The 14,452-nt window shown below is 60.5% G+C and carries 14 protein-coding genes and 1 pseudogene; 5 read left to right on the forward strand and 10 right to left on the reverse strand.

The window, feature by feature from the left end; all coding sequences use genetic code 11:
• Positions 1-9 precede the first annotated feature (9 nt).
• Both BSG20_RS04395 and BSG20_RS04400 read right to left on the reverse strand, forming a co-directional pair.
• A pseudogene (locus BSG20_RS04395) lies at positions 10-243 on the reverse strand (iron ABC transporter permease); the annotation flags it as partial.
• A gap of 230 nt (positions 244-473) precedes the next feature.
• Positions 474-2,561, reverse strand: coding sequence for a M3 family metallopeptidase (locus BSG20_RS04400; RefSeq protein WP_072369392.1), 2,088 nt, complete (start codon positions 2,559-2,561; stop codon positions 474-476).
• A gap of 212 nt (positions 2,562-2,773) precedes the next feature.
• Between BSG20_RS04400 and BSG20_RS04405 the strand changes: the two genes are divergently transcribed.
• A complete protein-coding gene (locus BSG20_RS04405; protein ID WP_072369394.1) occupies positions 2,774-3,205 on the forward strand; it encodes a hypothetical protein in 432 nt (143 codons plus the stop codon).
• Positions 3,206-3,207: 2 nt separating this feature from the next.
• On the opposite strand, the gene BSG20_RS04410 is transcribed toward BSG20_RS04405, so the two are convergent.
• Entirely contained in the window at positions 3,208-3,849 is a 642-nt protein-coding gene (locus tag BSG20_RS04410) for a LysE family translocator (protein WP_072369397.1), read from the reverse strand.
• 203 nt (positions 3,850-4,052) lie between these two features.
• On the opposite strand from BSG20_RS04410, the gene BSG20_RS04415 reads away from it, so the two are divergent.
• The gene (locus BSG20_RS04415) at positions 4,053-5,237 is read left to right on the forward strand and encodes a multidrug effflux MFS transporter (RefSeq protein WP_093041027.1); all 1,185 of its coding nucleotides are present in this window, start codon (positions 4,053-4,055) and stop codon (positions 5,235-5,237) included.
• Positions 5,238-5,285: 48 nt separating this feature from the next.
• Here the strand turns inward: BSG20_RS04415 and BSG20_RS04420 are convergent, their stop codons facing one another.
• The gene (locus tag BSG20_RS04420) at positions 5,286-6,509 is read right to left on the reverse strand and encodes an argininosuccinate synthase (protein ID WP_072370153.1); all 1,224 of its coding nucleotides are present in this window, start codon (positions 6,507-6,509) and stop codon (positions 5,286-5,288) included.
• 187 nt (positions 6,510-6,696) lie between these two features.
• On the opposite strand from BSG20_RS04420, the gene BSG20_RS04425 reads away from it, so the two are divergent.
• Together BSG20_RS04425 and BSG20_RS04430 are read left to right on the forward strand one after the other, a co-directional pair.
• The gene (locus BSG20_RS04425) at positions 6,697-7,551 is read left to right on the forward strand and encodes an SDR family NAD(P)-dependent oxidoreductase (protein WP_072369404.1); all 855 of its coding nucleotides are present in this window, start codon (positions 6,697-6,699) and stop codon (positions 7,549-7,551) included.
• A gap of 81 nt (positions 7,552-7,632) precedes the next feature.
• Entirely contained in the window at positions 7,633-8,274 is a 642-nt protein-coding gene (locus BSG20_RS04430; protein ID WP_024315288.1) for a LysE family translocator, read from the forward strand.
• 12 nt (positions 8,275-8,286) lie between these two features.
• Here BSG20_RS04430 and BSG20_RS04435 read toward each other — a convergent pair whose 3' ends face one another.
• The 5 genes from BSG20_RS04435 to BSG20_RS04455 form a co-directional block, all read right to left on the reverse strand.
• Entirely contained in the window at positions 8,287-9,081 is a 795-nt protein-coding gene (locus tag BSG20_RS04435; RefSeq protein ID WP_072369406.1) for an ABC transporter ATP-binding protein, read from the reverse strand.
• On the reverse strand, positions 9,078-9,959 hold the full coding sequence (locus BSG20_RS04440) for an ABC transporter permease (RefSeq protein WP_072369409.1): 882 nt from the start codon (positions 9,957-9,959) through the stop codon (positions 9,078-9,080). The genes BSG20_RS04435 and BSG20_RS04440 overlap by 4 nt, the downstream gene beginning before the upstream one ends.
• Positions 9,960-10,078: 119 nt before the next feature.
• The gene (locus BSG20_RS04445; protein ID WP_072369411.1) at positions 10,079-11,032 is read right to left on the reverse strand and encodes an ABC transporter substrate-binding protein; all 954 of its coding nucleotides are present in this window, start codon (positions 11,030-11,032) and stop codon (positions 10,079-10,081) included.
• Positions 11,033-11,126: 94 nt separating this feature from the next.
• Complete coding sequence (rlmN, locus tag BSG20_RS04450; RefSeq protein ID WP_072369413.1) at positions 11,127-12,362, reverse strand: dual-specificity RNA methyltransferase RlmN; 1,236 nt, start codon at positions 12,360-12,362, stop codon at positions 11,127-11,129.
• 227 nt (positions 12,363-12,589) lie between these two features.
• Positions 12,590-13,153: an invasion associated locus B family protein gene (locus tag BSG20_RS04455; RefSeq protein WP_024315293.1), complete on the reverse strand. Its 564-nt coding sequence runs from the start codon at positions 13,151-13,153 to the stop codon at positions 12,590-12,592.
• 333 nt (positions 13,154-13,486) lie between these two features.
• On the opposite strand from BSG20_RS04455, the gene BSG20_RS04460 reads away from it, so the two are divergent.
• Positions 13,487-14,047, forward strand: coding sequence for a sigma-70 family RNA polymerase sigma factor (locus BSG20_RS04460; protein WP_072369415.1), 561 nt, complete (start codon positions 13,487-13,489; stop codon positions 14,045-14,047).
• A gap of 13 nt (positions 14,048-14,060) precedes the next feature.
• Here BSG20_RS04460 and BSG20_RS04465 read toward each other — a convergent pair whose 3' ends face one another.
• A complete protein-coding gene (locus BSG20_RS04465; protein ID WP_072369418.1) occupies positions 14,061-14,450 on the reverse strand; it encodes a YkvA family protein in 390 nt (129 codons plus the stop codon).
• Positions 14,451-14,452 lie beyond the last annotated feature (2 nt).

Below are 14,452 nucleotides of genomic sequence, written 5' to 3' on the forward strand. Positions count from 1 at the left end.
GAAAGTAATTCATTCCGCCACCAGCCCGCTGCGACGCAGCATGCCGAGCAGGAGAAGCGGCAACAACGTGGTGATCAAGATGGCAGGAAAGGCCATGGCATGCCGAGACCGATCGATCCCTGCTCGAACTGGCGCCATGAAAGTAGCGATCGTGTGCATGCCGTCGGGTGCCACGACAACCGAGGCGACCACCTCGCGCGAAGCGAGCGCAAAAACCAGCAGCATCGCCGAGGCGAGACTGGGGAATGCCGATGCCCTTCAAAACAGGCGTTGCACCATAGTGTCGACGCCGGCGGTCGAAACGGCAGCACTCGTCTCTGAAGGCTGAGAGGTCATGAAAAAACCGGCATCGATAAAGTCGATGCCGGTTGCTTATTAACCTTCAGTGAACAGTCATGTGACGAAGCGGTCAGATGTTGTCACCCGCCAATACTTTAGCTTTTGCGCATCGAAGATGCGCAAAACATGACTTGTCAGGCGTCGCTGCCGGACAGTTCTTCGAAGGTCGCAAGTCCCTTCTTCACCAGCATTGCATCCGGGCTCGGCAGCTTGCCGCGGAAGGCCTTGTAGGCATCCTCGGGATCGACGGCGCCACCGACGGAATAGATGTTGTCCTTCAGCCTGGCTGCCATTTCCCGGTTGAACGCGTCGCCCGTCTCCTCGAAGGCGGCGAAGGCGTCCGCATCAAGCACCTCGGACCACATATAGGAATAGTAACCGGCCGAATAACCGCCGGAGAAGATGTGCTGGAAGTGCGGCGAGGCGTGACGCATGACGATCGATTTCGGCATGCCGAGCTCCGAGAGCACCCCGGCCTGCACCGCCATCGGGTCCTCGACCTTGTCGCGCGTGTGGAACGCCATGTCGACAAGCGCGGAGGAGGTAAACTCGACCGTATTGAAGCCGGAATTGAAAGTGCGGGCCGCCAGAACCTTGTCCAAAAGCGCCTGTGGCATCGGCTCGCCGGTTTCGAAATGCACCGCATACTGCTTAAGGATCGCTGGCACCGTCAGCCAGTGCTCGTAAAGCTGCGACGGCAATTCAACGAAATCGCGCGAGACGCCCGTGCCGGAGACCGAGGGATAGGTGACGTTCGAGAGCATTCCATGGAGCGCATGGCCGAATTCGTGGAACAGCGTGCGCGCATCGTCGAGCGACAGAAGCGCAGGCTTGCCTTCGGCAGGCTTGGCGAAATTACAGACATTGTAGATGATCGGCAGCTCGCCCTGTCGCCCGTCCTTCAGCGGCAGCTTGTGCTGCGACTGGAACGAGCTCATCCAAGCGCCGGAGCGCTTCGAGCTGCGAGCGAAATAATCGCCAAGGAAGAGCGCCACCAGCGTGTCCTCTCGGTCGCGGATCTCGAAAACGCGAACATCGGGATGATAGGCGGGAATGCCTTTCTTCTCGAGGGCGCGAATGCCAAACAGCCGGCCGGCGACGTCGAAGCAGGCATCGATGATCTTCTCGAGCTGGAGATAAGGCTTCAACTCGGCTTCGGAGAATTTGAACCGCTGTGCGCGGATCTTTTCAGCATAGTGCCGCCAGTCCCAGGGCATGACCGCATGGTTCTTGCCCTCTGCGGCGATCAGCTTGGCGATGTCGGCCTCTTCTTCGCCCGCCCGCTTGACAGCTTTCGCCCACACCTCTCGAAGTAGGTGGTTCACCGCATCGGGCGTCTTCGCCATCGTGTTGTCGAGCTTCAGCTCCGCGAAGTTACCATAGCCGAGGAGCTTCGCCACCTCGTCGCGAAGCGCAAGCGTATCGCGGATGATGCCGCGATTGTCCGTCACACCATCGTTCTCGCCGCGCGCTACCCAAGCCTCGAAGGCCTGCTCACGCAGATCGCGCCGCTCGGAGAAGGTGAGAAACGGTTCGATGATCGAGCGCGACAGCGTCACGGCAAATTTGCCCTCTTCGCCTCGCTCGCGTGCCGCAGCCGCCATCGCATCCTTCAAGAATTCGGGAATGCCGTCGAGAGCGGCGCCATCGGACAGGATCAGCGCCCAGTTCTTTTCATCGGCAAGCACGTTCTGCCCGAACTGGGTGCCGAGGCCGGCGAGCTTTTCGTTGATGCCCGCAAGCTTCTCCTGCTCGGGTTTCGGCAGCTTCGCGCCAGACTTGACGAAACCCTTCCAGTGCCGCTCCAGCACCCGCGTCTGCTCCAGCGACAGACCAAGGCTTTCGCGCGCTTCCCACAGGGTATCGATGCGGGTAAAGAGCGCTGCATTCATGCCGATCTTGGAGTAGTGACGCGACATCTTCGGCGAAATGTCCCGCTCCAGTGTTTGGATTGTGTCGTTGGTGTGAGCGCCTGCCCGGTTCCAGAACAGCGCGGATACGCGCGACAGCTGATCGCCTGCAATCTCCAGAGCAACGACCGTGTTCTCGAATGTCGGCGCTTCCGGATTTCCGGCGATCTCATCGATCTCCTTCTCGTGTGCGGCGAGTGCGGTATCGAAAGCGGAAGCGAAGTCACCGTCGTTGAGCGCATCGAACCGAGGCAGGCCGTGAAGGCCGTCCCATTCGAAGAGTGCCGGATTGAATTCTGGTGTGGAAGGCATGCGGACATCCTTTGTGGCAGGCAACTGAAGAGGCAATATAGGGATGCCCGTACGCAATTGGTATTGCCGATCGGACGCTCTTTCCGCCGCCCGACTGTGAAAAGTTCACGGCAAGAAATGATGCATGAGAATTGACTAATCGTTAACGATTGACGCGGCTTCGGCGCGCGCGATAGCTTTGCTCGTCATCTTCTTGCAATTGGATATGGGCCATGGAAATCCTTTCTGTGCGGTCTTCGCCGAATTTCCTTTTCAGAAGAAATTCCGATAATTCTAATAGTTACAATGAATTAGAAGCCAAAATCGGCACAACTGCGAAGCCTTCGACGGCATTCCACATTGATGAAACTGGCGGCGATACGCCGGATTTCTCAGCGATCAGCGCCAGCGAACTGCGCCACTATGCAAGGCAGAGCTTCGATGCGGGCGCGATCAATCAGGATACATTCGCCGCCATCTCCGAACCGCTGCCGATGCGAGCGATCGACCCAGCCGGCAACATCCTCGACCTCTCCGATATCACCGATGCGACGACCTTCAATTTCCGGGACTACTACAAAGACCAGCTGCAGATCGCGACGTCGATCGGCGACCCGGAAACGGTGGCGACGCTAAATTCGGTCGTCAATTTCCTCGACGTCTGATCTCAGGCTTTCCGCCACCCGAGCAGGCCCGGTGTCGCGTGCCAGAGCGCCTGCGCTGCGAAACCCATGAACAAGACACCGGAGCAGCGGACGATCAGCCGCTCGTGCGAGCGATAGAACCGCCGCACCGTGCCGGCGCCAATGATCGTGATCAGGATCATATCGGCGACAATGAAGCCCAGAAACGAAACCGCAAGCAGGACCGGCAACGTGTGAAACTGCAACGCGCTCGCCGAGCCGGCAACGAGAGCCGTGAACGTTGCGAGCGCCACGGGATACCCTTTCGGGTTGGTGACGCCGAAGATCAGGCCACGGCGGAACGGCCGTTCGACGACCATCAAAGCCTGTCCGTCTCCTTTCGGCTTTGCCCTCACAGCATTCCAGCCGATCCAGGCAAGATAGAAGCCACAGAGAAGACCGAGCGCGTCGAAGACAAAGGTCCCGATCGTCTTTGCGCCGATGATTGCAATCAGCGCCAGTGACGCCCACAGCAGATCACCGACCAGATGGCCGCCGACGAACAGCGCGCCGGCGCGACGTCCCTGCCCCGCACCGATGCCAAGCAGGGCGAGGAACGCCGGACCGGGAATGAGCACATAAAGAAGGGCAGCCAGAAAGGCTCCTGCAAGCAACGATTGGGTCATCGAAAGAACTCCGGAAGGAACCACTGCAGCTTATGCGCCAATCCAAACCCGTCAAGCGATGATGGCGACCCATAAGATTTTTGAATTGCCGGATCACGCAGCTTGCGACAGAAGGAAGGGGTCGCCCTTTGGCGGCTTCTCACATGCCATCAAGACCGAGTACCCCTATGCCCCCATTCCGGATGAGCGAACGGCGAACCAGCATGCTCGGCGCGCTTCTCGCAACAATCGGCCCGATCTCGATGTCGATCTATACGCCTGCGATGCCCGAGCTCGTGCAGGCGTTCCGGACGTCCGACTCGGCAATCAAGATGACGCTCTCCGTCTATTTCGCCGGTTTCTCGTTTGCGCAATTGCTTGCAGGCCCGCTCTCGGACGCTTTCGGGCGGCGCGCGGCGACGCTCCTCTTCATCGGCATCTATGTCGCCGGTAGCCTGCTTGCCGCCTTTGCGCCTGGCATCGAATGGTTGCTCGCCGGCCGTCTCATCCAGGGCATCGGCGCCTCCGTCGGGATCACGGTCGCCCGCGCCATCGTGCGCGACCAGTTCACCGGAACCGAAGCCTCCCGTATCATGAACCTGATCGGGATCATGATCGCCATTGGGCCGGCCGCGGCACCGACAGTCGGCGGTTTGGCGCTTGCCGCCTTCGGCTGGCAGTCCGTCTTCTTCCTTCTGATCGGTTTCGGTCTGCTGATCTGCCTTTCGGTGATCGTCTTCATGCGCGAAACCAGCGTGCCCGATCGCCGCCGTGCCCTACCCGGACCGCTTCTGGCCGCTTATGCCGAGCTTGCACGTGAAAGCCGTTTCGTCTCCGCCTCGCTTGTGCTCGGCGGCTCGATCGGTGCCCTCTATGCACAGGCGACGCTGCTCCCGTTCATCCTCATCAAGGTCGTCGGTCTCTCGCCTGCAGCCTTCGGCCTCGGAATGCTGCTACAGTCCGGCTCCTACTTCCTGGGCTCCGTCTGCCTGCGTTATGCGGCGCCGCGCTTGGGCGGCGACGGTTCCGTGCGCGTCGGGCTCGGGCTGCTCGGGTTCGCGGGCATCATGATTGCGCTCTCCGTCCACTTCGTGACGCCCACCTATCTCTCGATCATGGGGCCGATCGCGTTCCTGGCCTTCGGACTTGCCTTGCTGACGCCGCACATGACAACCTCGGGCCTCTACCCCTTCCCGCATATTGCCGGCTCGGCGTCCGCAATGATGGGCTTCATCCAGATGGGTGGCGGCTTTGCAGGCGGCGTCGCGGGTTCGTTGATCGGCATGTCGCTTCTGGCGTTCGGAACCGTGATCCCGACCATGGCACTGATCTCAATCGCGAGGTACGTCTGGTTCGTCCGCGCCTCACGGCGCGCTGCAAAGGTTTCCCACGCCACGATTGGCGCATGAAAAGGCCCGCACGAGGCGGGCCTTTGATCTCTATCGGGCTGTTCTCGCTTACTTCGAGATATTGCGCTTTGCGAGCGTGCGCAGACGCAGTGCGTTGAGCTTGATGAAGCCGGCGGCATCCTTCTGGTCGTAGGCGCCCTGGTCGTCTTCGAAGGTGACGAGCTTGTCGGAGTAGAGCGACTTCGGGCTCTCGCGGCCGATGACCATGACATTGCCCTTGTAGAGCTTCAGCGTCACTTCGCCTTCGACATGCTCCTGGCTCTTGTCGATCAACGCCTGCAGCATCTCGCGCTCCGGCGAGAACCAGAAGCCGTAATAGATCAGCTCGGCGTAACGCGGCATCAGCTCATCCTTGAGGTGCGCGGCACCGCGGTCGAGCGTGATGGATTCGATTGCGCGATGCGCGGCAAGCAGGATCGTGCCCCCGGGCGTTTCGTAAACGCCGCGCGACTTCATGCCGACGAAGCGGTTTTCCACGAGGTCGAGACGTCCGATGCCGTTGTCGCGGCCGTAACTGTTAAGGGTTGCAAGCAGCGTCGCCGGGCTCATGCGAACGCCGTTGATCGAAACAGCATCGCCCTTCTCGAAACCCACCTTGATGATCGTTGCCTTATCAGGAGCGGCTTCCGGCGAAATCGTGCGCATATGCACGTATTCAGGAGCTTCCTGCGCCGGATCTTCCAGAACCTTGCCTTCGGACGAGGAGTGCAGCAGGTTGGCGTCGACGGAGAACGGCGCCTCTCCCTTCTTGTCCTTGGCGACCGGGATCTGATGCTGCTCAGCGAATGCCAGGAGATCGGTACGGCTCTTGAAGGCCCAGTCACGCCACGGCGCGATGATCTTGATATCCGGGTTCAGCGCATAGGCGGAGAGCTCGAAACGAACCTGGTCGTTGCCCTTGCCGGTTGCGCCGTGCGCGATCGCATCGGCGCCGGTCTTGCGGGCAATGTCGATCAGGTGCTTGGAGATCAGCGGACGCGCAATCGACGTACCGAGCAGATAGACGCCCTCATAGACGGCATTGGCACGGAACATCGGGAAGACGAAGTCTTTCACGAACTCTTCGCGCACGTCCTCGATGTAGATTTCCTTGATGCCGAGCATCTCGGCCTTCTTGCGCGCCGGCTCCAGCTCTTCGCCCTGGCCGAGATCGGCCGTGAAGGTCACGACTTCGGCGCCGAGCTCCGTCTGCAGCCACTTCAGGATGATCGAGGTATCGAGGCCGCCGGAATAGGCGAGCACGACTTTCTTCACGTCTTTCTTAGATGCCATGATGATGAGGTCCGTTGCAAAGGGGCAGCGGCAAACCCGCCAAGCCCGGTATGGCTGGGCACTTTTAGCGAGATTGACGCACGACGCAAGGGCAACGGCGACCATAGACGGCGCGGATAATGTTTGACAGGCCGAAAGCGCAACCCATATCTGCCAGCGTCCTGACAATGCTGAGGAGAGGCTGGCCGTGACAAGAATCCAAGACATCATCAAGAAATCCAATGTTGCCGTCATCACCGGCGGAGCCTCCGGAATCGGGCTTGCCGCGGCAAAGCACTTTGCCCGAGCCGGCATGAGCGTCGCCATTGCCGATCTCGGCGGCGAACGGCTGGCAGAGGCCGCCAAGCAGCTGAAATCGATCTCTGGAGAGGAGCACGTGCTGGCTGTTGAAACCGACGTTGCGCAGAAGGACTCGCTGGACGCGCTCGAACGGACCGTGATCCAGCGCTTCGGCCGCGTGCATATTCTTATGAACAATGCCGGCATCGGCCCCGAGACGTCGATGTTCAGCGCCCAGGCCGATTGGGACAGCATCCTTGGCGTCAACCTGCTTGGCGTCGTCAACGGAACGCGCACCTTCGGCCAGCACATGCTCTCGCACGGCGAACCGGGCCTTATCATCAACACCGGTTCGAAGCAGGGCATCACCACCCCGCCCGGCAATCCGGCCTACAATGTTTCGAAGGCCGGCGTGAAGGTGTTCACCGAAGCACTGGAGCACGAATTGCGAAACACAGAGGGCTCGAGGATCTCTGCCCACCTGTTAATCCCCGGCTTCGTCTTCACCGGCCTGACAAAGGGCGATCGTGCCGAAAAGCCGGCCTCCGCCTGGACGCCGGAACAGACCGTCGACTTCATGATCGAAAGCCTGGAACGCGGCGACTTCTACATCCTCTGCCCCGACAACGACGTCGCCCGCTCGGTGGACGAACGCCGCATGGCCTGGGCGATGGGCGACATCATCGAGAACCGTCCGCCGCTGTCGCGCTGGCACAAGGACTATGCCGACAAGTTCAAGGCCTACCTCGAACGCAAGGAATAGGTCGCATTAGAAGGTTTGATTAGACATTTTCTGAAAGCCGGATATGACGGCAAAGCTTTCATCCGGCTTTCGGAGTGTACCATGGACTTCCTGCCCAGCTTTCCGACGCTTCTCGCCTTTGCCGCTGCGACCCTTCTGCTTGCGGCGACACCCGGCCCCGATATGACCCTGTCCATCAGCCGGGCGCTGGCGCAGGGCAAGAAGGCGGCGTTGTTCGTCGTTCTCGGCACGAGCCTTGGCATCGTCGTTCACACCATGCTGGTCGCCTTCGGCGTTTCGGCCTTGATCACCGCATCGCCCACGGCCTTCCTGATCCTGAAGACAGGCGGTGCAGCCTATCTGCTCTGGCTTGCCGTCCAGGCGATCCGGTACGGCTCGAAGTTTTCGGTCAACAAGGTGGAAGCATCAAAGGGCACGCCGCTTGCCAACATCTCCTCGGGCTTCTGGGTCAACCTGTTGAACCCGAAGGTTATCATCTTCTTCATGACGTTCTTGCCGCAGTTCGTCAGCGCCGGCGACCCGACAGTGACGCAGAAGCTTTTGTTTCTCGGGTTCTGCTTCATCGTCATCGGCATGCCGGTGAATGCTGCCGTCGTCTTCGCGGCCGACTGGCTTGCCGGCTGGCTGCAGAACAACAAGAAGGTTCTGCGCGGCATGGATTTTACCTTCGCCGGCGTGTTCTCGGTTTTCGCGGCAAAGATCCTGCTGACGCAGGCGCGCTAAGCGCCCTACGGCTCAACCGATCAGCAGCGCGTCGTCATCCAAGGTCTGGCCGCGCATTTTGCGGAACATGGCGATCAGGTCTTCGACCTGCAGCGTCTTGCGGCTGTCACCGCTGACGTCGAGAACGATCTCCCCACCATGCAACATGATCGTGCGGTGCCCATAATCGAGCGCCTGGCGCATGGAGTGTGTGACCATCAGCGTCGTTAGTTTGCGTTCCGAGACAATCTTCTGCGTGAGGCCCATGACGAATTCGGCCATGCCAGGATCAAGCGCCGCCGTATGCTCGTCGAGCAGCAGCACTTCGGAGCCGGCAAGTGTCGCCATGACCAGCGACACCGCCTGCCGCTGACCGCCGGAAAGCAAGTCCATGCGGTCCTTCATCCGGTTTTCGAGGCCGAGGTTGAGCTCGGCAATGCGATCACGGAAATGCTCGCGGCGCTGCGGTCCGAGCGCCGAGACAGGGCCGCGCCGCTCACCGCGACGGGCCGCCAGCGCAAGGTTCTCCTCAATCGAAAGCGAGCCGTAGCTTCCCGTTAGCGGATCCTGGAAGACGCGGGCGACGAGGCCGGCGCGGGCCGCCGTGGATTTGCGCGTGACATCGGCGTGGCCAATCAGAACCTGGCCTTCGCTGGCAAGCACATCGCCGGCCAGAACGCCAAGCAGCGTCGACTTGCCGGCTCCGTTCGAACCGATGACAGTGACGAACGAACCTTCTTCGATGGTAAGGCTAACGCCGTTCAGTGCCTGCTTCTGCAGCGGCGTCCCCTTGCCGAAGATGACCTTGATTTCCTTGAGGGTTATCATGACGCGGCGCCTCCGCGGCGAAGGCGGGGAAGAATGAGCGCAACAGTAACCAGGACGGCCGTCACGAAATTGAGGTCGGATGCCTGCAGCCCGATGACATCGGTCGAGAGCGCCAGCTGGATCGCGATGCGGTAGAGGATCGAGCCTAGGACGCAGCCGATCAGCGCGATCAGCAGACCCCGCCGGCCGAGCAGCGTTTCGCCGATGATGACCGCCGCAAGACCGACGACGATCGTTCCGACACCCGAGGTGACGTCGGCAAAGCCATTCGTCTGCGCAAACAACGCACCGCCGAGGGCGACCAACGCATTCGAGATCGCCATGCCGAGATAGATCTGGCGGCTGGTATCGACGCCCTGCGCGCGGGCCATGCGGGCATTCGCACCCGTCGCGCGCATCGCCAGACCCGAGTCGCTCTCGAGGAAGCGCCAGACGAGGACGACGGCGACAACGACGAGGACGCCGACGAACAGCGGTCGAGCGTAGAAATCACGCAGCCCATGACCGAAGAACGGGCTGATCATCGTATCCGCGTTGATCAGCGCGACGTTCGGCTTGCCCATGACGCGCAGATTGACGGAGAAGAGCGCGATCATCGTCAGGATCGAGGCCAGCAGATTGAGGATCTTGAACCGTACGTTGAGCATCGCCGTGACGAGACCCGCCGCAGCACCAGCGACCATGGCAACGAGAGCAGCAAGCCAGGCGTTGACGCCGGCGACAATCAGCACCGCTGTCACGGCAGCACCCAACGGGAAGGAGCCGTCGACGGTCAGATCCGGAAAATCTAGCACCCGAAATGCGAGGTATACGCCGAGCGCTACGAAGGCATAGACCAACCCCAGCTCCACGGCTCCCCAGAATGCGATCTGACTCAAGGCTCCTGCCCTTTCTTCTGACCTGTCGCGCCTCTCAGCGGACCCAAGCTTCTAATACCATCAGCCGCCCCCGCATAAAACGGGAGCGGCTGGATGGTTGGTTCTGAAATCGACTTCGATCAGTCGATGGTCTTCGTCGCGCGCTTCAAAACGCTTTCCGGCAGCGTGACGCCCATCTTTGCTGCCGCACCCTTGTTGATGACGAGATCGCTGCCGGCAGCAACCTTCACCGGAATGTCCCCTGGGTTTTCGCCCTTGAGGATGCGAACGACGATCTCGCCGGTCTGCTTGCCGACGTCGTAGTAGTTGAAGCCGAGCGCAGCAATCGCGCCGCGCGAGACGGAGTCCGTGTCTGCCGTGAACAGCGGCAGCTTGCTTTCTTCGGCAACGGCAACGGCACCTTCGAGCGCAGAGATGATGGTGTTGTCAGTCGGGATGTAGATGGCATCGGCACGGCCGACGAGCGCGCGCGCAGCACCCTGCACTTCGGCGGACTTGGTGGCGGCCGACTCAACGACCGTCAGGCCGGCCTTCTCGGCCTCCGTCTTCAGGACGGCAAGCAACGATACGGAATTGGCTTCGCCGGAGTTGTAGAGGTAGCCGATCGTCTTGGCGTTCGGCAGGATTTCCTTGATGAGTGCAACATGCTCCGCAACCGGCGACATGTCGGACAGACCGGTGACGTTACCGCCGGGCTTGTCCATGTTCTTCACGAGCTGCGCGCCGAGAGGATCGGAAACGGCGGTGAAGACAACCGGAATGTCGCGCGTTGCGGAAACGACGGCCTGCGCGGAAGGGGTGGAAATCGGCACGATGACATTGGGGCCTTCGCCGGCGAACTGGCGGGCGATCTGCGCTGCCGTTGCTGGATTACCTTGGGCGGACTCGAACATGAACTTCAGGTTCTCGCCGTCCTTGTAGCCTGCGGCCGTCAGCACATCGAGGACACCCTTGCGTGCGGCGTCGAGAGCCGGATGCTCGACGATAGCCGTGACCGCGACGGTCACATCTTCCGCCTTGGCAGGCAGGGTGAGAGCCAGCGTGGCCGCGACAGCAAGCAGAATGGAACGCATTGGGTATCCTCCAGACATGATTTTGGCCTGCTTCTAGGAAAAGCAGGCCATGAAATCAATCATCCGGAGGTGTTTGAAGGATCAAACTTGCTGATCAATCATCCGCGCCGTGGTTGGCGATCATCATCGCCTCGAAAGCCAGCCGTTCGGTCTTGCGCATGCGCTCCGATTCCGACTTCAGCTGGCCGCAGGCTGCAAGAATGTCGCGGCCGCGCGGCGTGCGGATCGGCGAGGCATAGCCGGCCGAGTTGATGAAATCGGCAAATTTCTCGATCTGCGCCCAGTCGGAACACTGATAGTTGGTGCCGGGCCACGGGTTGAACGGAATGAGGTTGATCTTCGCCGGCACGCCCTTCAGCAGCCGGACGAGACCCTTGGCATCCTCGAGGCTGTCGTTGACGTCCTTCAGCATCACATATTCGAAGGTGATGCGGCGGGCGTTCGACAAGCCCGGGTACGTCCGACAGGCGTCGATCAGTTCCTTGAGCGGGTACTTCTTGTTGATCGGTACGAGGATGTCGCGCAGGTCGTCGCGCACGGCATGCAGCGAGATTGCCAGCATCACGCCGATTTCATCGCCGGTGCGGAAGATTTCAGGCACAACGCCTGACGTCGACAGCGTCACGCGACGCTTCGACAGCGACAGGCCGTCGCCATCGGTGGCGATCAGCAACGCCTGCTTCACGGCATCGAAATTGTAGAGCGGCTCGCCCATGCCCATCATCACGATGTTGCTGACCTTGCGGCCTTCGGCTGGCATGATGGTGCCCTGTGGGGCTTCACGGTCCGGGAAATCGCCCAGCCGATCGCGGGCCAGTAGAAGCTGGGAGAGAATTTCTTCGGCCGTCAGGTTGCGCACCAGACGTTGCGTTCCGGTATGACAGAAGGAACAGGTCAGCGTGCAGCCCACCTGGCTTGAGATGCAAAGCGTTCCACGGCCCTCTTCCGGGATATAGACAGCCTCGATCTCGACCGGACGGCCGGCGCCGCGCGCCGGGAAGCGCAGCAGCCACTTGCGAGTGCCGTCGTTTGACACCTGCTCCTCGACGATCTCCGGGCGCGCAATGGTGAAATGCTGCTTCAGCATCTCGCGCATGTCCTTGGCGACATTCGTCATGTGATCGAAATCGGAGACGCCGCGCACGTAGATCCAGTTCCAGAGCTGGGCCACGCGCATCTTGATCTGTTTTTCGGCCACGCCCCTTTCGCGCAGCGCAGCGCCCATTTCTTCGCGGCTCAAGCCGATCAGCGAAGGCTTTAGCGCGGCATCGGCACTGCGCATCGGGGCGCCGGCAGGCTTGGTAACGGTCATCGCATCCATGACGGACATAATCTCTAATCCCGAATTCAACATGCGATCCTCCCAGTAAGCCGGATGACTTGCGGGCACGGAGGGCATGATGGCAGAGTTGAATGCGGAGCACGGCGGCAAAGCCGCGATCTATCCGCTGTTGTGCGGGCCTTTAGCATCATTTTTGCCGCGCGTCACTAGAGATGGAAAACGACGAAGGCCGACGCAAGGCCGGCCTTCGAATTCAATGAACGGTCACGAAGCGCTTATTTGCAGCCTTCAACCTGTTTCAGCGCGGCCGAAATGCCGGAGAGCGAATAGCTGTAGGAGGTCGACGTGCCTTTGCGAGACGTAGCGTTGACGGTCATCGCGTGACCGTTCTTCATGGCCGCGACGAGTGCCGGCTCCTGAGCCGCGTTCTCAACCCAGCCGGCCTTGTCCTTGGTGAACATCACGAAGGTCTTGTTGTCGATAACGACATCGATCTTCGAGTTCTCCTTGACCGTGTAGCCCATCATTGCTTGCGGCTCGTAGGAAATGTTCTGGCCGGGACGCTGCGAGACGATGAAGAAGTTGTCACCGTGGTCGATGCCCGCCGGCTTCTTTTCCGTCGGCACAGACAGCACGTAGCAGACGGTGCTCGCGCCGGACTTGTACGAATAGGCGCCCCAAGCCTGAAACTGCTGGATACGTGTCGGCGCCGTCGAAGCCGGCGTTGCCTGCTGCTGCGCTGCCGGCGCTGCAGGCTGCGACTTCTTGGACTGAGCGGATGCAATGCCGGCGCCGGTGAGAACGAGGGAAAGGGCGATTGCGGTACTTCTTACAAACATGGATATCCTGCCGGTTCTTGCGATTCGAGCCCGAAGCGAACGGGCGACGCATAATCACGATCTGCTTTATTTTGACTTAATTCAGGTTACCAAAGCGTCAACAGGGACTGCGAGAAGTCCCTGCCTGTGTCATTTTCGCCCAAGTGCCAACGTCGGGCGCTGGCGCCTCGCCGGTGATGGCGTGATGCCGCGTGCGCACGCACACCATCGTCATGAATGATTTAAGACATAAAGATTCAGGCAAGAGTTTGACCTTTTCAGAAACCGTTGTACGTCAATAAGCGTTGGAAATCCGTTGGAGAATTCGCTGAGCCAGGGGACTTTGCACGGAACATGAATGCCGAGGAGAAACAGCGCTTCGCCGCCCTCGCCAGGGCCGTTGCGGAACGCCGCGACCAAGAGGCATTCACCGTGTTATTCGACTACTTCGCACCGCGCCTCAAATCTTGGTTACTACGTCAAAGGATGGCAAGCAGCGAGGCAGAAGAACTCGTTCAGGAGGTGATGATCGTGCTTTGGCACAAGGCCGGACTCTATGATGCAAGCCGTTCGTCTCTGTCGACCTGGCTTTTTCGCATTGCCCGCAACCGGCGGATCGATCTTCAGCGTCGGGCCAGAGCGCATGTCCTGGATCGAGCAGACCCGGCATTGCAGCCGGTCGCTGAAAGCGGCGCCGACGAGATCCTCGCAAACGACGATCGCGACGCCCACGTGCGCGCCGCTGTCAGCCAACTCCCGCAAGAACAACGGGAAATGCTCCGCGCCGCCTTCTTTCTCGGCCAATCCCATTCGCAGATCGCGGAGGCGACGGGCTTGCCGCTTGGGACCGTAAAGTCCCGCATCCGGCTTGCCTTCGGAAAACTCAGGAAGGTTCTTGAGGCCGAGAGCGCCTGACGTACCGACGCGGCTAGATCGTCTTCATGCCTTCAGCCTTGTCGGCGAGCGCACGGTCTGCTGCTTCATAGTGCCTCGGCTGCAGGTGCCTGCTGACCATCGCGAAGGCTGCGGAGAGGACTGCTACGTCGTCCGAAAAACCGATCACGGCAAAAACATCAGGGATCATGTCGATGGGCATGACGAAATAGGCAAGCGCCGCCAGAAGGACGCCGCGCACCCTCGTCGGCGTCTGCGGATCCATCGCGCAGTAGAATGCGGCAACGACGTCGCGCGCGAATGGAATCTGCCGCACGGCCTTCTTGAAAGTCGGCCAGAATTTCTTGCGTACAGTCTGCTCGCGCCGGCTCTGCGTATCATCGTCACCCGGCAGAAGGATCTCACCGAATTTGACGTCGTCCATCC

The sequence above is a fragment of the Rhizobium tibeticum genome (assembly GCF_900110205.1).
In the GTDB taxonomy this organism is placed as follows: Bacteria; Pseudomonadota; Alphaproteobacteria; order Rhizobiales; family Rhizobiaceae; genus Rhizobium; species Rhizobium tibeticum.

Excerpts from the sequence above, each read along its gene's own strand:
- BSG20_RS04405 (WP_072369394.1), top strand. The coding sequence starts at position 2,774 with ATGGAAATCCTTTCTGTGCGGTCTTCGCCGAATTTCCTTTTCAGAAGA.
- BSG20_RS04430 (WP_024315288.1), top strand. The coding sequence starts at position 7,633 with ATGGACTTCCTGCCCAGCTTTCCGACGCTTCTCGCCTTTGCCGCTGCG.
- BSG20_RS04410 (WP_072369397.1), bottom strand. The coding sequence starts at position 3,849 with ATGACCCAATCGTTGCTTGCAGGAGCCTTTCTGGCTGCCCTTCTTTAT.
- rlmN (WP_072369413.1), bottom strand. The coding sequence starts at position 12,362 with ATGTCCGTCATGGATGCGATGACCGTTACCAAGCCTGCCGGCGCCCCG.
- BSG20_RS04455 (WP_024315293.1), bottom strand. The coding sequence starts at position 13,153 with ATGTTTGTAAGAAGTACCGCAATCGCCCTTTCCCTCGTTCTCACCGGC.
- BSG20_RS04460 (WP_072369415.1), top strand. The coding sequence starts at position 13,487 with ATGAATGCCGAGGAGAAACAGCGCTTCGCCGCCCTCGCCAGGGCCGTT.
- BSG20_RS04435 (WP_072369406.1), bottom strand. The coding sequence starts at position 9,081 with ATGATAACCCTCAAGGAAATCAAGGTCATCTTCGGCAAGGGGACGCCG.
- BSG20_RS04400 (WP_072369392.1), bottom strand. The coding sequence starts at position 2,561 with ATGCCTTCCACACCAGAATTCAATCCGGCACTCTTCGAATGGGACGGC.
- BSG20_RS04465 (WP_072369418.1), bottom strand. The coding sequence starts at position 14,450 with ATGGACGACGTCAAATTCGGTGAGATCCTTCTGCCGGGTGACGATGAT.
- BSG20_RS04420 (WP_072370153.1), bottom strand. The coding sequence starts at position 6,509 with ATGGCATCTAAGAAAGACGTGAAGAAAGTCGTGCTCGCCTATTCCGGC.
- BSG20_RS04445 (WP_072369411.1), bottom strand. The coding sequence starts at position 11,032 with ATGCGTTCCATTCTGCTTGCTGTCGCGGCCACGCTGGCTCTCACCCTG.
- BSG20_RS04415 (WP_093041027.1), top strand. The coding sequence starts at position 4,053 with ATGCTCGGCGCGCTTCTCGCAACAATCGGCCCGATCTCGATGTCGATC.